The following is a 20,959-nucleotide window of genomic DNA, read 5'->3' as shown; positions in this document are numbered from 1 at the left end:
AACATACGCTAATCTTTTTGAAGAAGCGCTGTTACTCCCTGTTCTTTAATAAGATCCAGCCGGATAATTGTACAGGCTGTTTCGTAATCTGGTCGGTCCAGGATAAGCTGTACCAATACGTGTCGGTTGGCAATGGCATTCCGACGTATTTTCCATTCCATACCGGGTTTTTAGAACTTACCTCGAAAACAACTTTACCGTATTTATCAAAAATACTTCCTTTGAAATTTCCGAACTTGCTGATAACGCTGAAGTCGATATTGTCGTTGATACCATCGCTGTTTGGAGTAATGGTGTTGTTCATTAAGAACGTATAATATTCCGTGTGGCTATCACATAAAATTCCTCTCTTTCTCACCCTGATAGAATACTGCGTATTTCTCAAAACATTCTTGAAAATATTATAGGCCTGCCACGTTACACCGCTGTCAATAGAATATTCCAGAGGATCGCCTGCCGGGTTTTTAACGTTGATGGTTAATATGCCATTTTCATAAGTAATCCCTGTAATTTCAGGAGTTTTAATATAAGAAACCACGCCAGTAAGCACTTTGGAACAAGATCCGTTGTTGATGGTCACTGTATATGTTCCGGGAATTGCTGTGCTTATGGTTTGGGTAGTGGCTCCGGTATTCCAGCTGTAAGAATAATTCTGTCCGGCTCCGGCATCGAGAATTGCATTGTCTCCCTGACATACTTCAACATTCGGTAAAGACGCTGAAATCGCAGGAACAACATTGATCGTAATCGAAGTGGTAGTCTGGGCAGGACAGCCATTGCTTCCGATTCCTGTTACCGTGTATGTCGTGGTAGTGATAGGAGAAACGGTTTGCGTGTTTCCATTGCCCGGAAGTCCTGTCCAGGTATAACTTGCGGCTCCTGATGCGGTAAGCACAACAGAATCTCCTTTACAGATATTGATTGATGAAGCGTTTAATGTAATTGTTGGAGGTGTAATATTTTTTACAACCGTTACTGAAGATTGCTTTGTACAACCTAGCGGGCTGGTAATTTTCAGGGTATAAGTTCCGGCATTATTCACTGCAGGGGTTAGCGTGTTGGCTCCTGAAACAATGGTTCCACCGCCGGCTGCTGTCCACAGGAAAGTTGAACCAGGCGGAAAGGTTGAAGCGGATGCATTAAGGGTAACCTGTGTATTGGTACAGTTGATTTCAGATGGTGTGGCAATGTTTACCGCAATTGCAGGATCCATTGTAACTGTTGCTGAACTTTGGTATTGACATCCTAAAGAAGTGGTTACCGTAACAGTATAGGTTCCGGATGCAGTTACCGTATTGGTGGTTCCTGTTGTACCATTGGACCAGGAAAAGGTATTTCCGGTTCCGGTTGCAGAAGCTGTCAGCACTGTTGAAGCTCCTTCACAGAAGGTTAGGTTTCCTGTAATTTGAACATTTGGATTCGGGCTGCTGCTGATGGTAACGGAAGCTGTATTACTCGTACATAATCCGTTATTGTTGGTTAAAGTATAAACTCCGGGAGCATTTACCGTGATGCTTTGCGTAGTTTGTCCTGTTGACCATGTGTTTCCGGTGGCATAATTGGAGGTGAGGGTAATGTTTCCGTTATTACAGATAACTGTGGAAGAAGCGGTAATTGCAGCAACCGGTTTTTGGTTGACGATCAATTGCAGGTTAGCCACTTTCGAACAGGTGCTTGATTTTACCCGGACATACACTGTTGCGTTTCCGGAAACATGTGCAGTCGTATTGGTAATGGTATTGGTATTTCCTGCCACCGCATCGGCCTGATTAAGGTAATAATCAAAGGTTACTCCGGCTGTGGTGCTTATATTGTTCTGGGCTGATGTTAAATTAAAAGTAGCAGTCGGCGTATCGGAACAAATACTAAGACTTGTATTCTGAACAACCGGAACAATTCCCTGAGTAACCGTAACCGATTTTTGATAGGTGCAGTTAGCAGGGGTTTTAACCGTTACTGTATAGGTTCCCGCTGTAGTCACTGAAATGCTGCTTCCGGTGGCGCCTGTAGACCATGTATAAATGTTCCCGATTCCTATGGAAGTCGCGGTAAGCTGTGTAGGCGTGTCGCATAATAAAAGGTTGCCGTTAATCTGTACATTGGGATCCGGAGCGGCTGTAATGGTTACGGATGCCGGCGGACTTGTACAATTGCCATTTGTAGTTACCAGTGTGTAGGTTCCGGGTGTGGTAATTAATATGGAAGGGCTTGTAGAGCCTGTAGACCATGTATTTCCTGTGGTGCTGCCTGAAGTTAAAGTAACATTTCCTCCCGGGCATAACGTCATAGATGAAGCAGTAATGGAAGCCGTTAAATTACTGGCTTCAAAAACAAAAGACCCCGTCTGTTTGCAGGCATTAAGACCGCTTGCCGGATTACTTGGGTTATTATAATTAATGTTATAGTAATAGAAAGTGCCGATTGTTGCAGGAGTGGGAGTCGTGATCGGATTGGTTCCTGTTGCAGCATCATTGGCGTTATCATAATAGCTTACAACAAAGTTTGTGTTTCCATTGATGATTCCGGGAGATAAGGTAGTGAAATCAAAAGGGGTATTAGTGTCGCAAATTGATATCACTCTTGGCGAATTCGGAGTTGGTCCCGGTACACCAGGCGCAATAAAAGGATTGGGAGCATTAGCGGAACTGAAAGGAGATATAAAAGTAGCTGTTCCGCCCCAGGTCAGATTGAACGTATAAACGGTAGTAGACCAGTTGTCTATATATAAATAGTATGTTTCTCCCGCATTGACATCCATATATTTACAATATGGATTAGTATTGCCCCCACCCGAAGTTGTGTTTGTATTGGTCATGTTCATTCCCGTACTTGCAAGGGTTCCGGATGCATTGCATCTTATAGGAGCACCCAAGCTGCCGCATGTTGTATTCGGGCCGTAAATCGCCCAGTCGTAATCAACAGGCCCGGTAGGAGTAAGGTTGAAAGTAAGCGTTCCGCTGGTGGCAATGGTAAATTTATACCACACGGAGTGGTGTTCACCGGAAGATAGACATCCGCCTAGATCTTCATACTCATTTCCGACTCCGGAAGGTGTATAATTAATATTGGAATTTCCGCACACGGTGATTGCTGAAATACAATCTTCCTGAGCAGAAAGGGAAATATAAAAAATGGATAGCAAAGAAAACAGTAATCTTTTTATCATGCCCTGGTTACAAGTTTTAAAGGTGAATATGTAGGATCATTGAATAATAAAGGAATAGGGCAAAAGCTAGGTTTTGCCGGAAGCAATTGGTAAAGAAAAAGGGGCCATTTTATTTAATGTTAGTTTTTCGGCAAATTTAATTAAAATTTATTTACAAAAATCAATTAAATAATTGTAATATGATTTAAATATCGTTCTGGTTTTGAATATTTTCTATTCGTATGGTACTTTAAAAGAGAAATGATTATCAAACAATTCGGATAAAAATTTGCAGATTTATAAAAAATTAGTATTTTTGCAATCCAAAATGAGATGTAAAATATGTTAATAATTCCAGTTAAAGATGGTGAATCCATCGACAGAGCATTAAAAAAATATAAAAGAAAATTTGATAAAACAGGGACGGTTCGTCAGTTAAGAGCCAGACAACAGTTTATCAAGCCTTCTGTAACGTTAAGACAAGCTAGATTGAAAGCTGCTCACAAACAAAGAGCGCTTAGCAAAGAAGAGCAGGCTTAAGAAATTTTCTTAATTCGCATACGAATTCACTCTTTAAATAGTTATATTTGAAGAGTGAATTTTTGTTTTTATACCTTTAATGATGCTGGACAAATTCTTAGAATATTTAGAACTCGAAAAGAGGTATTCGCCTCATACGATTACAAGTTACAGAAAAGATCTTGAAGACTTCTGCCGTTTTTACCTTAAAACCGAAGCTTCAGAAGATATCTCCAAAGCCGATAAAAAAATCATCCGGAATTTTATTGTTGAATTGAGCGAGAACAGGATAGCCAAAAGAAGCATCAACCGAAAGCTTTCCTCTCTCCGAAGTTTTTATCTTTTTCTTTTAAAAATCGGTGATATTGAAGTTTCTCCTACCGAAAATATTTCTTCATTGAAGTTCTACCCGGAAAAACAAATTCCCATGTCTGAACAGGAAATGCAAAACCTAAGTGATCAGGTGTTTACACATGTTCAGGATCTTCTCGAAAAATGTATTCTGGAAGTACTTTACCAAACCGGTATCCGTAAGTCGGAGCTTTGTGGTATGACTTTTGAAAATGTAAACTTAGACGCCGGCGAAATAAAAATAATCGGGAAAGGAAACAAGCAAAGAGTTATTCCGATTTCCGAAAATCTGGCAGCGGTTTTAAAAAGCTACGTACAAATCCGCAAACCGGCAACAGAATTTAAATCATACTTCTTTGTCAACAAGAAAGGTAAAAAACTCACCGAAAAATTTGTTTATTTGGTGGTTAATAAGTACCTTAGTCTTATAACAACAAAGGAAAAAAGAAGTCCTCACATCCTTCGTCACAGCTTTGCTACACACGTTTTGGATAATGGGGCAGAGATCTCTAAAGTAAAAAAAATATTAGGACATTCCAGCCTTGCAAGTACTCAAGTCTATACGAATGCCAATATCGAACAATTGAAAAAAGTTTTTAATCAGGCTCACCCAAGAGCCTCAAAAAATGACGAATTATGAAGATCACAGTACAATCAATTGGTTTAACTCCACACGAACCACTAGAGTCACACATCGAAAAAAAAGTAAGCAAGCTGGATACGTTCTATGATAAAATCCAGGACTGCAAAGTGTTTTTAAAAGTGGAAAATAACTCGGATAAGGCCAATAAAACGGCCGAGATTATTTTAGCGGTTCCGGGAGACGATATCGTGGTAAAAAAGACAACAACAAGTTTTGAAGAAAGCTTAGACCTGTGCGTTGATGCTGCTAAAAAGCTACTAATCAAGAAAAAGGAAATGGCATAGCAAAAAAAGTCAAAAAAAATTATTAAAAAATTTGAGAATTCAAAAAATCCGTTCTATATTTGCACTCGCAAAAAGGAACAGTGATCTTTTGAATTCTTTTTTATAAAATGCCTCCATAGCTCAGTTGGCCAGAGCACGTGATTTGTAATCTCGGGGTCGTGGGTTCGAATCCCTCTGGAGGCTCATTTAATATAAAATATCTGGGGAGATTCCAGAGTGGCTAAATGGGACTGACTGTAACTCAGTTGCTTCGGCTTCGTAGGTTCGAATCCTGCTCTCCCCACATTTTATATTAGAAAAAAAAGTTGCATGAATAAAGGATTTTCCTTAAGTTTGCACAGCGTTACCAATAATTTTGGAAACAAAATTGCGGAAGTAGCTCAGTTGGTAGAGCGTCAGCCTTCCAAGCTGAATGTCGCGGGTTCGACCCCCGTCTTCCGCTCAGAATATCACACTTATTGTAGGGTGATTTTTTTTTAACTACTGAAATGATGTAGAGTAGCTTTTCTCACAGCTTTCAGTCCATTTGTTAAATGCCTCCATAGCTCAGTTGGCCAGAGCACGTGATTTGTAATCTCGGGGTCGTGGGTTCGAATCCCTCTGGAGGCTCATTTAATATAAAATATCTGGGGAGATTCCAGAGTGGCTAAATGGGACTGACTGTAACTCAGTTGCTTCGGCTTCGTAGGTTCGAATCCTGCTCTCCCCACATTTTATATTAGAAAAAAAAGTTGCATGAATAAAGGATTTTCCTTAAGTTTGCACAGCGTTACCAATAATTTTGGAAACAAAATTGCGGAAGTAGCTCAGTTGGTAGAGCGTCAGCCTTCCAAGCTGAATGTCGCGGGTTCGACCCCCGTCTTCCGCTCTCATAAAATCACGCTTTTAGTGTGATTTTTTTGATTGTTGCCGACTTAGCTCAGCGGTAGAGTGCTTCCTTGGTAAGGAAGAGGTCACGGGTTCAAGTCCCGTAGTTGGCTCAGATTCTAATCCCGATTTTTTCGGGATTTTTTTATTTTCATATTCGAAAATCAGTTAGTGAGGATCAAACACAAACTTGAGAGAAATAGGTAAAGTTCTATTTTATGGAATGACCAGTAAGCACGAACTAAAGCACATGATAGCAGAAATCCAATAATATTTTAATTTTTAACGCTATCGACGCAAGGATTAGCTTATTAAGCATCGCATATACTTTCGTTCGCAAGGGCGTTTCACTCAGCAAATGATAGCATAGCTGTAATATTGGCCAAAAACTTCCATCATCCAGCCGCCTTCTTCCAATCCTACCACCTTAAAATTCAATTAAAATACTTCCCGTAATTTTGAATTCCTTTACGGTCATGAAAATTTTCTTTACATTCGTATAAAATAATTTTTGATGAATATTCTTTTATTGGAAGATGATCTTATTCTTTCTGCGGAACTTTGCAAGTTTTTAGAATCAAATAATTTTACCTGTGATAAAATCTATGACGGCGAAACCTTTCTGCGTCAGATAAAAAACAGTTCTTATGATTTATATCTTCTCGATATCAATGTTCCTAAGATCAATGGGCTCGATGTATGCCAGACGATACGTTCTTTCGATAAAAATACCCCCATCATTATTATTTCTGCTTACGGAGATCTTTCGGATAAGAAAGATGCCTTTACAAGACTTGCTGATGATTATCTGGTAAAACCTTTCCAGTTCGAAGAATTGTTGTTGCGTATGAATTCTCTTCTGAGAAGGAAATCTCCCTCTGAAAACAGCGATCAGGATATTATAAGGGTGGATGATCTTATTATCAATAAAACCGAACAGAAAGTTTTCCGTGCCGGGAACGAAATTGCACTCACCCTAAAGGAATTTCAGCTGCTGGTTTACCTGGCCGAGGCCCAGGGAAGAACGGTTTCAAAACAGCAGATCACGGAACATGTCTGGGAACATAATTTCAATACCAACACCAATACGGTGGAAGTTTATATCAACTTTTTAAGAAAGAAAATAGATAAAGATTTTAAAATTAAGCTTATTCATACACGTTCCGGATTCGGATATTATTTAAGCCCGCTGTAACATGTCTTTAAAAAGAAAAATCGCCCTCAATCTCAGTATTGCTTTTTCATTACTTTTCGGTATTGTGATGGCGGTGATTTATATATCTTTTAATGATTTCAGGAAAGATGAATTTAAAGAAAGATTCAGGCAGAGGCTCGAATTTACCTCCCACTTTATTGCAAAATCCAAAGACTTCGAAGAGGAAGCGCCTGTTTTTTTTAATGAAAACTCGGACAATATTCTTTTGAATGAAACGATTCTGATTTTCAACGGCAATAAAGAATTAATCTACAGTACGATTAAAGACCGGAATGTTACCTGGGATAATGAGCTGCTAAAAGAGCTCGATGAAAAAAAGGTTATTTACTCTGAAAAAACGGTTCCTGAAATTTATGCTGCCCTCAAAAACATTAATGGACAAAATTATTACATTCTTACCAGTGCCTACGATACCAATGGAAATTCCAAACTGGAGTATCTGAAGTATCTGCTGATTACGGCTTATGTAATGAGCACGTTATTTATCGGTTTTTTCAGTTATTACTTTATGGGGCAGTTCCTGAAGCCTCTTGAAGATCTTAATAAAGAGATCTCAGAAGTAACGGCCCACAAACTGACAACAGAAATTCCCGTTCGTGATTCCAATGATGAGATTGATGTTCTTGCGAAATCATTCAATACCATGATCAAAAGACTGGATGATGTATTTCAGTCGCAGAAAGATTTTACGGCAAGTGCCTCTCATGAAATCCGAACACCTATTACCAGAATGGCATTTCAGCTCGAAAATTTAATTAAGTTTGGACAGCATTCTCCGGAAACATTATCTTCACTTCAACAGATTAAAAGAGATGTTTATCAATTATCGGATCTTACCAATTCATTGCTCCTGTTGACGAAGTTCGACAAAGAAAATATCCAGAGCATCTACGAAGAAGTCAGGATCGATGAAGTTATTTTTGAGTCTTTTGAAGCTGTGGAAAAAAGCTATCCGAAACTGAAGATGGATTTTCTGATTTCCGAAAATACCTCCGAAAATGCTTTGCTTATCATAAATGGCGTACAGTCATTACTTGATATTGTTTTTATTAATTTATTCAAAAATGCAGCTATCTATTCTGATGATACTGAGGTGGACGTACTGATTACCGAAACGGATAACAGGCTTATTGTTGATGTTATTTCCCACGGAAATACAATTCCTAAAGAAGAGCAGCCAAAACTTTTTGAAGCGTTCATGAGAGGTAACAATTCTCAGAATACTTCCGGATCAGGTCTTGGGCTTCGTATTGTAAAAAGAATTCTGGAATACCACGGTGCTGAAATCATTTATACGGCTCCCGGAGATCTGTTGAATAAATTCAGTGTTATTTTTTATAAGTAATTTTAAGCATCTTAAATCTCTAAAAAATTTACTGCATTGTCACCCTGAGCGCGAAGTAGCCAAAAGACATTCGTTAAATTTACCACGGATTGCAAGGATTTTCACAGAAGAATTTTCATAATTTTTAGATACATTAGAAAAATCAAAGATTTTTAAAACTTATGTGTTCTAAAATATGCGCAAACTTTATCCTTAAACCTAATGTGACTTATGTGTTTAAATGTTTTGTGACTTTGCGGTTAACTTCCATTTACACTGATTTATAATGCATTTAAATTAGTCCATAAGCCCATTTTAATTTTTTTTTAAGCATTCTTTAAGAGCATTTTAATACCATAAAAGCAACTTTGTATCATAAAATAAAAAAATGAACAGAATTGCAGGGCTGTTGATTGTTGCTTCCTCACTGGTGGCGGCACAACAGCAAATGTCACTTTCGGATTGCGAAGAAGCTTTTCAGAAAAACAATCTACAACTGCTCGCCGAACAGTACAACATCAACATGGCTGATGCAGATATTTTGCAGGCCAAAATCTGGGAACTTCCGCAATTGAGCGGGCAAATCAATGCCTACAACCCTGAAGATCGCAAAGTTTTTGATGTAGGTCGGGCAAAAGGTGCGGAAATTACCCAGCTTATTTACATGGGTGGAAAAAAGAAGAATGAAATTGCTTTTGCAAAATCAAATAAAGAACTCGCCCAACTTCAGTTTTCCCAATTGCTTATAGATCTTCGGGTACAGCTTCACACTACTTACTATAATCTTTATTACGAAAGGCTTAAACTTAAAAATACTGAGAAACAACTCGGATACATGAGTGATCTTCTCGCTGCCTATAAGCAACAGTCTGCAAAAGGAAATGTATCGCTTAAGGATGAGGTAAGGCTTCAAAGTGTTGTTATTCAGTTAAGTAACGATAAAATAGCAATCAATAAAAATATTCTTGAATTTGAACAGGATCTTAAAGTTTTAACGGGGATTACCGATGATATCGAACCAAAACTTTCGGATTCGGAAGCACATGATATTCTGGCAGCACAGCCTTTTGGTGACGAAACGGAATTGCAGAAAAAAGCAGTTGAAAATAATGCCGATTATCAGTACAACCTGAAATTAATTGACAACAGTAAGCTGTATGCCCAATGGCAGAAATCCTTAAACGTTCCCGATCTTAATCTAGGAGCTGCATGGGACCAGAACGGTGGAACATTTAAGAATGAAATAAATCTTACAGTAGGTATTCCCCTGCCTTTATGGAAATCAAATAAAGGAAATGTTGAAAAAGCAAATTTTGCCATACAGCAAAACCAGAAGAATGCAGAATTTCAAAAACTTAGCTTAGAAACAAAAGTTCAGGCGGCTTACAAAACCTGGAAAACGCAGTATGACCAACTTTCCCAGATAAAATCTGATGATCTTAATAATATGGAACTGGTTTATAATGGGATGCTGAATAACTTCCGGAAAGGAAATATAAGTCTTATTGAATTTGTAGACTTTATGGACAGCTACAGGGAAACGGCACTTCAGATCTATGATATGAAAAACGGAATCATGCAGTCTGCAGAACAACTCAATCAACTTATACAAACAAAAATCTTCTATTAAACATGAAAACATATATCATTCCCATAATTATATCATTATCAGTGCTTTCTTGCTCAAAGAAAGAAGAAACGGCACAGCCGCAGTCAAAAAAAGGCTTTGAACTGAGCAATACCATGCTTCAATCTATTTCTCTCGCAAAAGTTGAAAAAAAATATATTGAGGACGATTTTAATTTTTACGGAAAGATTTCGGCAGATAAAAACAGTTATATCGATGTTTATCCCCTGGTAGGAGGAAATGTTCTGAGTGTAAATGTAGAGCTGGGAGATTACGTAAGAAAAGGACAGGTACTGGCAACCATCAGAAGTACAGAAATGGCGGAAGTTCAGAAAGATGTAAGTGATGCGAGAACGGATCTTGTGGTAGCACAGAACAATCTTCGGGTAGCTAAAGAAATGTATGAAGGAAAACTGAATACCGAAAGAGATGTGCTTGAAGCAAAAAGCGAATTGCAGAAAGCCCAGGACCAGATGCAGAGAGCCAATGCCGTAAGTACGGTTTATAATGTTAAAAAAGGAAATATTTACAGTGTTATAGCTCCCATCAGCGGATATATTGTTCAGAAAAATATCAATAAAGATATGCAGCTGAGAAGCGACAGAAGCGAAAATATCTTCGATGTAGCCAATACTAGCAACGTATGGGCCATTATGAATGTGAATGAATCTGATATTGATAAAATCAGTCTTGGTATGAAAGCTCAGGTATCCACGCTGTCTTATCCAGATAAGGTTTTTGACGGAAAAATCGACAAAATTTTTAAGATCATCGATCCGGAAACCAATGCCATGCAGGCCAGGGTGGTACTCGATAACCAAAGCGGATTGCTGATCCCGGAAAGTAAAGCAACCATTAAAGTAACCAGCTCGGAAAATACTACGGCACTTACTGTTCCATCTAAAGCTGTGATTTTTGATGACAACAGAAGTTTTGTGATTATTTATAAATCAAGGACGGATGTAAAGGTGCGTGAAATAAAAGTGCTGAAGCAGGTCGGCGATGTTACGTATGTTTCCGAAGGACTATCAGAAGGAGAACAGGTGGTTACCAATAATCAGTTGCTGATTTACCGCTCACTGAATAGTTAATTTTTAAACCATTAAGAATTTTAATAATGTATTCAGAAGTGAAGTCTCATTAAGAAATATCTAAAAATATTATAAGCATCGATTTTAAACTCGTTATGAGTCACTTAGTAATTCTTAAGTCCTTAATGGTTCAAAAATGAAAGTTCTTTGTTAAGTGAAACGCCTTCGAACTTAAAAATGTAGAGTTTGTCGGAAAATCTTTGCGCTCTTTGCGTTTAAAATAAATTCAATGACTTTTCAGGTCAAAAAAAATCCATCATGAACAAATTCATTAAAAATATAATTGCTTTTTCATTAAAAAATAAAGCGTTTACCTTTATCTGGGTAGCTGTTCTTGCAGTGGCTGGGTTCATCAGTTTCAAAAACATGCCCATTGAAGCTTTTCCCGATGTCACCAATACCCAGATCGTTATCATTACCCAATGGAACGGCCGAAGCGCAGAAGAAGTAGAACGTTTTGTAACAACACCCATTGAATTGGCAATGAGTCCGGTTCAGAAAAAAACCAGCGTACGAAGTACTACCATGTTTGGTCTTTCCATTGTCAAAATACTTTTTGATGATGGCGTAGACGATACTTTTGCCAGAAATCAGGTGAATAACCAGTTAAGAACAGTGAGTCTTCCTGATGAGGTGGACCCGGAAGTACAGCCACCGTACGGACCCACTGGTGAGATTTTCAGATATACTTTACAGAGTAAAACCAAAGATTCCCGGGAATTGCTGACTTTACAAAACTGGGTGATTGACCGTGCGTTGAGGGGTGTTCCCGGAGTGGCAGACATCAACGTTTTCGGAGGGCAGGATAAAGTTTTTGAATTAAGTACCGATCCAAGGGCTTTGGATAAATATAACCTTACTCCACTCCAGGTGTATGATGCTGTTACCAAAAGCAACCTGAATGTCGGAGGCGATGTTATTGAAAAAAACGGCCAGGCTTACGTCGTTCGGGGGATTGGTTTGGTGAAATCAATTGCAGATATTGGAAATATTACCATACAGAATGACAGCGGAAACCCTGTTTTAGTGAAAAATGTTGCAGAAGTTCATGAAGGTTCAATGCCGAGAGTAGGGCAGGCCGGACTGAATCACCAGGAAGATACCGTGGAAGGAATTGTCGTAATGAGAAAAGGCGAGAATCCCCGTGAGGTTTTAGTAGGGGTAAAAGCTAAAATTAAAGAGCTAAACGAAAAAATACTCCCGAAAGATGTCAAAATGGTAACATTTTACGATCGTGATAATCTGATGGATTTTACAACGGAGACGGTAATGCACAATTTATTGGAAGGTATTATTTTGGTTACAGTAATCGTCTTGATTTTCATGGCCGACTGGCGTACAACTCTGATTGTTTCCATCATCATCCCCTTGTCGTTATTGTTTGCGTTTTTATGTCTGAAAATGGCTGGAATGAGCGCCAATTTATTGTCACTGGGAGCGGTTGACTTCGGAATTATTATCGACGGGGCCGTCGTCATGGTTGAAGGACTCTTTGTAATGCTAGACCACAAGGCACATAAATATGGTGAAGAAAGGTTTAATAAATTAGCAAAAGCCGGCTGGATAAAGCAAACCGGAACAGGCCTCGGTAAAGCAATTTTCTTTTCAAAATTAATTATCATCACTTCTTTAATTCCTATTTTCTCCTTCCAGAAAGTTGAAGGGAAAATGTTTTCACCATTGGCATTTACTTTAGGTTTTGCTTTAATGGGGGCCCTGATTTTTACTTTAACACTGGTTCCGGTACTTTCTCATATTTTGTTAAATAAAAATGTTAAAGAAAAAAACAATCCGTTTGTGAATTTCTGGGACAGAATTGTTTTAAAGGGATTCAATTTTACATTCAGACATAAAAAAATAAGTTTAATGGTTTCTCTGGCATTTTTAGGACTAACCTTATTCTCTGCAAAATTTTTAGGAACGGAATTCTTACCACAACTCAACGAAGGTTCATTATGGATCACTGCAGAAATGCCGATGAGCTCATCTTTAAAAGAATCTTTAAAAACGGCAGATCTTCTCAAGAAAGACATTATGAGCTTCCCGGAAGTAACCGATGTTCTTGCGCAAACCGGTAGAAGTAACGACGGAACAGACCCGAACGGTTTCGGATTCGTACAGTTTGCCGTCAATCTGGAGCCTAAAGAAGACTGGAAACGGAAAATTACTTACGAAGAACTCATTGAAGAAATTGATAAAAAACTTAGAAATTATCAGGGAATTACCTTCAATTATTCCCAGCCGATATCGGATAACGTTGCTGAAGCAGTGGCAGGATTCAAAGCCGAAAACGGAATTAAAATTTATGGAGACAATCTTCAAACCCTTGATATTCTGGCCGAAAAAGTACTAAAACAAGTTAAAGATATTCAGGGAGTAAAAGATGCCGGGATCATTAAAAATATTGGTCAGCCGGAAGTAAGCGTTGTGCTCGACAGGGATAAAATGGCTGCCTACGGAGTAATGCCGGATGATGCGCAATCTGTTCTCGAAATGGCTTTCGGGGGTAAAACGGCTTCTGAAATGTTTGACGGAGAAAGAAAATTCCCGATTCGTCTGCGATATTCACAGGAGTACAGAAAAGATGAAAATGATATTGCCGCATTAATGGTTCCTACACAGGATGGTACGAAAATTCCGCTAAAAGAAATCAGTACCATTGAAAAGGACAACGGAGCCGCTTTTATTTACAGAGATGATATCAAAAGATATATCGGGATCAAATTCTCTATCCGTGACCGTGACTTGGGAAGTACGATTGCAGATGCACAGCAGGCCGTTTCTAAAATTGATCTGCCGGATGGTTATACAGTAGGGTGGACCGGTCAGTTTGAAAACCAGCAGCGGGCTTCAAAAAGACTGGCGCAGGTTGTTCCTGTAAGTATTCTCGGAATCTTTTTCCTTTTATTTGTGCTTTTCGGAAATATGAAAGATTCTTTATTGGTATTGGCCAACGTGCCTTTTGCACTGATCGGCGGAATTATAGCACTTCATGTAACGGGAATTAATTTCGGAATTTCGGCTGGTGTAGGAATGATTGCCCTTCTCGGAATCTGTATTCAGAACGGGGTAATCCTGATCACGGAATTTCATCAGAACGTAAGAAACGGATTACATCTTGACAATGCCATTTTACAGGGAGTAAAATCAAGAACCCGTCCTGTGATCATGACCGCTTTAATGGCATCCATCGGATTGATGCCGGCAGCCTTGTCAACGGGTATCGGTTCAGAATCGCAGAAACCTTTGGCGATTGTAATTATCGGAGGATTAATTACGGCTACCGTTCTCACCTTATTAATATTCCCGATCATCTTCTGGATATTCAACAGGACAAAAAAATCCCAGCAGATCTAAATCTTTCATTTATATTCAAAAGTCAGGGCGGAAAACAAAGTTTTCCGCCCTGACTGCTATTGAAATAATTATTATGAGGTTAAAATCCTAATCCCACAGCAAAACCTCTCACTGCATTTGGGAAATCTGCAACAGAGGTTGCGGCACCTGTTGAGGTATTAATGCTGTAAATTTTCGTCGCCGCTCCTACGGTTGCCAGCAAATATGCTTTCTGGCTCATGCTTCCGATATCGAAGCCATTCGCACTGGTAATATTGATTCCTAAAGAACCAGTCTCTACTAATGTTCCGTTGTTAGGCGGATTCTGCTGATACAATTTATCTGTATTGTGATCGATAATGAATAGCGTTGTTGATGTTGCCCCGGCAAAATTATTGGTATAGGCAGCAGCTCCGGCCATTGGAGTCCCAGGATTAAGAGTTCCGTCTACAGCGGTAATTCCTCCTGTAACAGGATCTAAACGAAGATTCTGTCCCGTATTGCTTATGACTCTAATTTTATCAACAGTAGGGTTGAAATCAAATCCGAAATCCGTTCCTGCAAGTAATGTTGGAAAAGGAGAGGCTCCTATAGCCGTTGCAGCTCCTGTTCCTAAATTAATGGTATACAGTCTGCTCGTGCTGCCCAATGCATAAAGTTGTCCGTTAAGCGGTCTGAAGTCGATGCCCAGAATGTTTTCCCCGGTCTGAAGCCCTGTAATTGCTTTAGCAACAGGCATCGGACTATTCGGATTAAAAATCTGGAGATTGTTAGAATTGTCCACCGCGTAAGCAACCGGCTCCGTAGGGATGGCAAGATCAATAATTTGCTGCTGAAGCATCCCTATATTCGTTGCCTTTCCATTATTAAGGTCAATTATATGAAGGTTGTTATTTAAAGCTAATAAAGCTGTGCTGTTGTCATATTTAATATCAAAAGCGGCCTGTCCTGAAAAAGTTGTTCCTAAACTTCCGATTTCCACTAATGCTCCATTATTGGGAGGATCTTGTTTAAATAATTTTCCGGAAGCCATATCAATATCGTACAGAACAGTAGTTGAAGCTCCGGATTTACTGTTGGTATAAGCAATTCCGGTAATTGATGGAGTTCCGCCTCCGTTGATATTCAGATCGGTTGCCGCTACTGCTCCGGTTTCCGGATGAAGCCTTAAGTTTTGTCCGGTATTACTTACCAAACGGATTCTATCTACCGTCGGATTAAAATCTATTGAAGCAATATTTCCTGAAATTGCAGGTGAAAAAGCGGTGGTACCAACCATTCTTGCAGACGCACTGGATGTATTGATGATGTACAGCTTGCTTGCATTCGACAGCGCATAAAGCTCTCCCGTAGCAGGACGGAAATCTATGCTCATGAGTTTTTCGCCGGAAACCAATCCTGTAACCATTACTTTGGAGACGAAATTTTTAGGATTATTGGCATTAAAAGATACGAGTTCGTTGGTTGATGTAATTCCATATACCATAAGATCCGGTCCTTGAGCAATCATATCTGATGGCATCGGATCTTCGGTTTCATCACACGAAAATAAAATGACAATGCTGAACAGCACTGTAAATAAATGTAGTAGTTTTCTCATAATATTAATATTTAAGGTTCGTATTTCCATTTACGATAAAATGTGAATGATGGTTTTTATTATATTTATTTTTTTTAATTGGATTTATGTGATTAAGAATTAAAGAGATAGTTTATAATTTAATGAAAAGGTTCACAGGGATTTTTTCAATTAAGAAATTTGTGTAAATTTGCAATCTCAATACATTGAAATATAAGGTTTGTACTTCATTGGATTTGAATATTGAAACTTTTTTCAAGAAAAAGGTTTTGGTATTTAAAAATTCATTATATTTGCACACCGAAAATTTGAAAAACAATAAATAAATAATTTTAAATCATGGCAAAGGAAACGTTTAATCGTAACAAACCACACTTGAACATTGGTACTATTGGTCACGTTGACCATGGTAAAACTACTCTTACAGCTGCTATTTCTGCTGTATTAGCTAGCAAAGGTCTTGCTGAGAAAAAAGACTTCTCTGCAATTGACTCTGCTCCAGAAGAAAAAGAAAGAGGTATTACTATCAATACAGCTCACATCGAATACGAAACTGAAAAAAGACACTATGCTCACGTTGACTGTCCAGGTCACGCGGATTACGTAAAGAACATGGTAACAGGTGCTGCTCAGATGGACGGAGCTATCGTGGTATGTGCTGCGACTGACGGACCAATGCCTCAAACAAGAGAACACATTCTACTTTGCCGTCAGGTAAACGTACCAAGAATCGTTGTTTTCATGAATAAAGTTGACATGGTGGATGATGCTGAGTTATTAGAGCTTGTTGAAATGGAGCTTAGAGACTTATTATCTACTTATGAATTTGATGGAGATAACTCTCCTGTAATCCAAGGTTCTGCTCTTGGTGCACTTACTGCTGCTACTGAAGGTAACTCTGACGATAAGTGGTTTAAGTCTGTTGAGCAATTAATGGATGCTGTTGATGAGTGGATCGAAGAGCCAATCAGAGATACTGATAAGCCATTCTTGATGCCAATCGAAGATGTATTCTCTATTACTGGTAGAGGTACTGTAGCAACTGGTAGAATCGAAGCTGGTATCATCAACACTGGTGATCCTGTAGATATCGTAGGGATGGGTGATGAAAAATTAACTTCTACAATTACAGGGGTTGAGATGTTCAGAAAAATCCTAGACAGAGGTGAAGCTGGTGATAACGTAGGTCTATTGTTGAGAGGTATTGAAAAAACTGACATCAAGAGAGGTATGGTAATCGCTAAGAAAGATTCTGTGAAGCCACACAAAAAATTCAAAGCATCTGTTTATATCCTTTCTAAAGAAGAAGGTGGACGTCACACCCCATTCCACAACAAATACCGTCCTCAGTTCTACGTAAGAACTACTGACGTTACAGGTGAGATCTTCTTACCAGAAGGTGTAGAAATGGTAATGCCTGGTGATAACTTAGAGATCACTGTAGAATTGTTACAACCAATCGCTCTTAACGAGGGTCTTAGATTCGCGATCAGAGAAGGAGGTAGAACAGTTGGTTCAGGTCAGGTTACTGAAATCTTAGACTAATCATCTATTACAATATAAAAGCTTCCGTAAGGAACTTCTTTACGGAAGCTTTTTAACTACGGGCATCGTCCAATGGTAGGATACCGGTCTCCAAAACCGTTGATCAGGGTTCGAATCCTTGTGCCCGTGCAAATAACAATTATGAGTTCATTAATCAATTTTTTAAAAGGTTCTTATAACGAATTCAGACATAAAGTTGAATGGCCAAAATGGTCTGACCTGCAGTCTTCTACAATTGTAGTGACCGTAGCGACAGTGATCTTGGCTCTATTTACCTTTGGTGTTGACGAGTTGTTTTCTAAAGCAATCAGCAACATAATAGGAATGCTTATCAACTTGTTCAATTAATAATAAAAGTATTTTCCCATAATGAGCGAATTGAAATGGTATGTGCTGAAAGCAATCAGCGGACAGGAAAATAAAGTGAAAAACTACATTGAGACGGAAATCAAACGTTTAGGGTTTGAGCAGTACGTTACTCAGGTAGTTATTCCTATGGAAAAGGTTATTCAGATCAGAAACGGTAAAAAAGTTCCTAAAGAAAGACCTTACTATCCTGGGTACCTGATGATTGAAGCTGATTTGATGGGAGAAATTCCTCACGTTATTAAGAACATTCCAGGAGTTATTTCTTTCTTAAGCTTAACAAAAGGAGGGGATCCTGTTCCGATGAGAAAATCTGAAGTAAACAGAATGCTGGGAAGAATGGATGAACTCTCTGAATTTGCAAGCGATGTTGAAATTCCATATGTAGTGGGTGAAAACGTTAAAGTAATTGACGGACCATTCAACGGATTCAACGGAACTGTAGAGAAAATTCTTGAAGATAAAAAGAAAATTGAAGTTTCAGTTTTGATCTTTGGTAGAAAAACCCCAATGGAACTCAGCTACGTACAGGTAGAAAAAGTATAAAACATACTTAAAGATATTTTAAAATCCACTTATCAAAAAGGTAAGTGGATTTTTATTTTAAATATTTACTAAAAATAATAATATCAATTTGCTATTTCAAAAATATTTTATAATTTTGCAGTCCGAAAAGTAGGCATACTTAATGTGAGAATGGGTAACCTACTGAATAATAATGCTTCCAAACTCATTAATTATTCAAATTTAAAAAACAAACAATGGCTAAAAAAGTCTTTAAAATGGTAAAGCTTCAGGTGAAAGGTGGCGCAGCTAACCCTTCTCCACCAGTAGGTCCAGCTTTGGGTTCTGCAGGTGTGAACATCATGGAGTTTTGTAAGCAATTTAACGGAAGAACTCAAGATAAGCCGGGACAAGTTTTACCTGTAGTTATTACAGTATACGAAGACAAATCTTTTGAATTCGTAATCAAAACTCCTCCTGCAGCAATCCAGTTAATGGATGCGGCTAAGATCAAGGGTGGTTCCGGAGAACCAAACAGAAACAAAGTGGGTTCTGTATCTTGGGATCAAGTGAAGAAAATCGCTGAAGATAAAATGACTGACCTTAACTGCTTTACAATGGATTCTGCAGTTTCTATGGTTGCAGGTACTGCTAGATCTATGGGATTAAGAGTAACAGGAACTAAACCAACTTTTAACGCTTAATACTTAAAGAAATGGCAAAATTAACTAAAAAGCAAAAGGAAGCTTTAAGCAAAGTAGAAAAAGGAAGAATCTATAACCTTGAAGAAGGTGCAGCTCTTGTAAAAGAAGTAAACACTGCAAAGTTTGATGCTTCTGTAGATATCGCTGTAAGATTAGGGGTAGATCCAAGAAAAGCAAACCAAATGGTGAGAGGTGTTGTATCTCTTCCTCACGGTACTGGTAAAGATGTTAAAGTGTTGGCTTTAGTAACTCCGGATAAAGAAGCAGAAGCTAAAGAAGCAGGAGCTGACTATGTAGGTCTTGATGAATATTTACAAAAAATCAAAGAAGGTTGGACAGATGTTGACGTTATCGTTACAATGCCGGCTGTAATGGGTAAATTAGGACCATTAGGTAGAGTATTAGGACCAAGAGGTTTAATGCCGAACCCAAAATCAGGAACTGTAACCATGGAAATTGGTAAGGCAGTAACTGAAGTAAAAGCTGGTAAAATTGACTTTAAAGTAGACAAATACGGAATTATCCACGCTGGTATTGGTAAAGTATCTTTTGATGCTGCTAAAATCAAGGAAAATGCTCAGGAATTGATCTCTACTTTGATCAAAATGAAGCCAACTGCTGCTAAAGGTACTTATGTGAAGTCTATCTATTTATCTTCTACAATGAGTCCTGGTATTGCAATCGATACTAAAGCTATTAACTAATACTAAATCCTAAGACAATGACAAAAGACCAAAAAGTTGTAGCGATACAAGAGATCAAAGATTTGCTTCAGGATGCTAAAGTAGTATATGTAGCTGATCTGGACGGTTTGAACGCTGCTAAATCTTCTGAATTCAGAAGACAGGCTTTCAAGCAAAATATCAAAGTGAAAGTGGTGAAAAATACACTTTTGCAAAAAGCAATGGAGCAGATTGATGGAGTAGATTTCTCTGAAATGTTCGAAACTTTCAAAGGAAACTCTGCATTAATGATTGCTGAAACAGCTAACGCTCCTGCAAAATTAATCAAAGACTTCAGAAAGAAAGAAGAAAAACCTGCATTGAAATCAGCTTTCGTACAGGAAACTTTCTACCTTGGTGACAACAACCTTGATGCCTTAGTTAGCATCAAGTCTAGAGAAGAAATGATCGGTGAAATCATCGGATTACTTCAGTCTCCAATCCAGAGAGTTGTTTCTGCTCTTCAAAACAAATCTGAAGGTACAGAAGCTCAAGCTGAAGAAGCTGCACCTGCAGTTGAAGAAGCTCCGGCTGCTGAAACTCCAGAAACTCCAGCTGCCGAAGGTGAGGCTCCAGCTGCTGAATAATTACACTCAAAAAATTAAATAAATAATCAACAAAAACATTACAACAATGTCAGATTTAAAAAATTTAGCTGAAACGCTAGTAAACTTAACAGTAAAAGACGTAAACGAATTAGCTGCTATCCTTAAGGATGAGTACGGAATTGAGCCAGCTGCTGCTGCAGTTGTAGTTGCAGGTGGAGGTGCTGCTGAAGCTGCTGAAGAAAAAACTGAATTCGACGTAATTCTTAAGTCTGCAGGTGCTTCTAAATTAGCGATCGTTAAATTGGTAAAAGATTTAACTGGTGCTGGTCTTAAAGAGGCTAAAGATATCGTAGATGGTGCTCCTGCTCCAATCAAAACAGGTATCTCTAAAGACGAAGCTGAAGCGCTTAAGAAGCAATTAGAAGAAGCTGGTGCTGAAGTAGAAGTGAAGTAATTCAATTTCTCTATAGATATAAAGCCTGGACATTGTCCGGGCTTTTTTTGTGAGGAGCTTAATCCCGCTATCCGCACTCGCTATTTTTCTTTGTTTCGGGGGGGGGGGGGGGCCCCCCCCCCCAACAAAAAAAA

The 20,959-nt window shown here is 38.6% G+C and carries 17 protein-coding genes and 8 tRNA genes; 23 read left to right on the top strand and 2 right to left on the bottom strand.

The genetic code is table 11. The features are described from left to right. Positions 1-31: 31 nt before the first annotated feature. Positions 32-3,166, bottom strand: coding sequence for a T9SS type B sorting domain-containing protein (locus tag U9K52_RS14785; protein ID WP_322927162.1), 3,135 nt, complete (start codon positions 3,164-3,166; stop codon positions 32-34). A gap of 321 nt (positions 3,167-3,487) precedes the next feature. Here U9K52_RS14785 and rpsU point away from each other — a divergent pair, with 321 nt between their 5' ends. The 15 genes from rpsU to U9K52_RS14710 all read left to right on the top strand — a co-directional run bounded on the left by rpsU (position 3,488) and on the right by U9K52_RS14710 (position 14,424). After that, positions 3,488-3,685 (top strand): 30S ribosomal protein S21, encoded by a 198-nt coding sequence (rpsU, locus tag U9K52_RS14780; protein ID WP_007846872.1) that lies wholly within the window; start codon positions 3,488-3,490, stop codon positions 3,683-3,685. Positions 3,686-3,767: 82 nt separating this feature from the next. Further along, on the top strand, positions 3,768-4,655 hold the full coding sequence (locus U9K52_RS14775; RefSeq protein ID WP_323673805.1) for a tyrosine-type recombinase/integrase: 888 nt from the start codon (positions 3,768-3,770) through the stop codon (positions 4,653-4,655). Continuing rightward, complete coding sequence (locus U9K52_RS14770; protein ID WP_248388446.1) at positions 4,652-4,942, top strand: HPF/RaiA family ribosome-associated protein; 291 nt, start codon at positions 4,652-4,654, stop codon at positions 4,940-4,942. Before U9K52_RS14775 ends, U9K52_RS14770 begins: the two co-directional genes overlap by 4 nt. Before the next feature lie 109 nt (positions 4,943-5,051). Next, a tRNA-Thr gene (locus U9K52_RS14765) sits at positions 5,052-5,125 on the top strand. 19 nt (positions 5,126-5,144) lie between these two features. Then, positions 5,145-5,225 (top strand) — tRNA-Tyr (locus U9K52_RS14760). A gap of 86 nt (positions 5,226-5,311) precedes the next feature. After that, a tRNA-Gly gene (locus tag U9K52_RS14755) sits at positions 5,312-5,384 on the top strand. A 93-nt stretch (positions 5,385-5,477) separates the two neighbouring features. Beyond that, positions 5,478-5,551: transfer RNA gene (locus U9K52_RS14750), tRNA-Thr, on the top strand. A 19-nt stretch (positions 5,552-5,570) separates the two neighbouring features. Next, positions 5,571-5,651: transfer RNA gene (locus tag U9K52_RS14745), tRNA-Tyr, on the top strand. Between the two features lie 86 nt (positions 5,652-5,737). After that, positions 5,738-5,810, top strand: a tRNA-Gly gene (locus U9K52_RS14740). Between the two features lie 40 nt (positions 5,811-5,850). Beyond that, positions 5,851-5,922 (top strand) — tRNA-Thr (locus tag U9K52_RS14735). A gap of 401 nt (positions 5,923-6,323) precedes the next feature. Then, the gene (locus U9K52_RS14730; protein ID WP_072883523.1) at positions 6,324-7,004 is read left to right on the top strand and encodes a response regulator transcription factor; all 681 of its coding nucleotides are present in this window, start codon (positions 6,324-6,326) and stop codon (positions 7,002-7,004) included. A gap of 1 nt (position 7,005) precedes the next feature. Beyond that, positions 7,006-8,370: a HAMP domain-containing histidine kinase gene (locus tag U9K52_RS14725; protein ID WP_263602235.1), complete on the top strand. Its 1,365-nt coding sequence runs from the start codon at positions 7,006-7,008 to the stop codon at positions 8,368-8,370. 367 nt (positions 8,371-8,737) lie between these two features. Further along, complete coding sequence (locus U9K52_RS14720) at positions 8,738-9,979, top strand: TolC family protein (protein ID WP_248388441.1); 1,242 nt, start codon at positions 8,738-8,740, stop codon at positions 9,977-9,979. Positions 9,980-9,981: 2 nt separating this feature from the next. Further along, the gene (locus U9K52_RS14715; RefSeq protein ID WP_248388438.1) at positions 9,982-11,067 is read left to right on the top strand and encodes an efflux RND transporter periplasmic adaptor subunit; all 1,086 of its coding nucleotides are present in this window, start codon (positions 9,982-9,984) and stop codon (positions 11,065-11,067) included. A gap of 258 nt (positions 11,068-11,325) precedes the next feature. Then, on the top strand, positions 11,326-14,424 hold the full coding sequence (locus tag U9K52_RS14710) for an efflux RND transporter permease subunit (RefSeq protein WP_263602237.1): 3,099 nt from the start codon (positions 11,326-11,328) through the stop codon (positions 14,422-14,424). A 79-nt stretch (positions 14,425-14,503) separates the two neighbouring features. Here the strand turns inward: U9K52_RS14710 and U9K52_RS14705 are convergent, their stop codons facing one another. Next, positions 14,504-16,003 (bottom strand): DUF4394 domain-containing protein, encoded by a 1,500-nt coding sequence (locus U9K52_RS14705; protein ID WP_248388432.1) that lies wholly within the window; start codon positions 16,001-16,003, stop codon positions 14,504-14,506. Positions 16,004-16,321: 318 nt separating this feature from the next. On the opposite strand from U9K52_RS14705, the gene tuf reads away from it, so the two are divergent. The 8 genes from tuf to rplL all read left to right on the top strand — a co-directional run bounded on the left by tuf (position 16,322) and on the right by rplL (position 20,825). After that, the gene (gene tuf / locus U9K52_RS14700; protein WP_042721320.1) at positions 16,322-17,527 is read left to right on the top strand and encodes an elongation factor Tu; all 1,206 of its coding nucleotides are present in this window, start codon (positions 16,322-16,324) and stop codon (positions 17,525-17,527) included. 58 nt (positions 17,528-17,585) lie between these two features. After that, a tRNA-Trp gene (locus U9K52_RS14695) sits at positions 17,586-17,656 on the top strand. A gap of 12 nt (positions 17,657-17,668) precedes the next feature. Further along, positions 17,669-17,875, top strand: a complete 207-nt coding sequence (gene secE, locus U9K52_RS14690; RefSeq protein ID WP_072883529.1) for a preprotein translocase subunit SecE — start codon at positions 17,669-17,671, stop codon at positions 17,873-17,875. 21 nt (positions 17,876-17,896) lie between these two features. Further along, positions 17,897-18,439 (top strand): transcription termination/antitermination protein NusG, encoded by a 543-nt coding sequence (nusG, locus tag U9K52_RS14685; protein ID WP_072883530.1) that lies wholly within the window; start codon positions 17,897-17,899, stop codon positions 18,437-18,439. A 215-nt stretch (positions 18,440-18,654) separates the two neighbouring features. Beyond that, complete coding sequence (gene rplK, locus U9K52_RS14680; protein WP_034702033.1) at positions 18,655-19,101, top strand: 50S ribosomal protein L11; 447 nt, start codon at positions 18,655-18,657, stop codon at positions 19,099-19,101. Between the two features lie 11 nt (positions 19,102-19,112). Continuing rightward, positions 19,113-19,805 carry a 50S ribosomal protein L1 gene (gene rplA, locus U9K52_RS14675; protein ID WP_072883535.1) on the top strand — a complete coding sequence of 231 codons (693 nt, stop codon included), beginning with the start codon at positions 19,113-19,115 and terminating at the stop codon, positions 19,803-19,805. Positions 19,806-19,822: 17 nt separating this feature from the next. Then, complete coding sequence (gene rplJ / locus U9K52_RS14670; RefSeq protein ID WP_263602239.1) at positions 19,823-20,410, top strand: 50S ribosomal protein L10; 588 nt, start codon at positions 19,823-19,825, stop codon at positions 20,408-20,410. 46 nt (positions 20,411-20,456) lie between these two features. Continuing rightward, positions 20,457-20,825 carry a 50S ribosomal protein L7/L12 gene (gene rplL, locus U9K52_RS14665; protein ID WP_248388426.1) on the top strand — a complete coding sequence of 123 codons (369 nt, stop codon included), beginning with the start codon at positions 20,457-20,459 and terminating at the stop codon, positions 20,823-20,825. Positions 20,826-20,959 lie beyond the last annotated feature (134 nt).

The organism is Chryseobacterium sp. MHB01, from assembly GCF_034651565.1.
Lineage (GTDB): Bacteria > Bacteroidota > Bacteroidia > Flavobacteriales > Weeksellaceae > Chryseobacterium > Chryseobacterium nepalense.
This window is presented reverse-complemented; position numbering and strand designations above follow the sequence as displayed.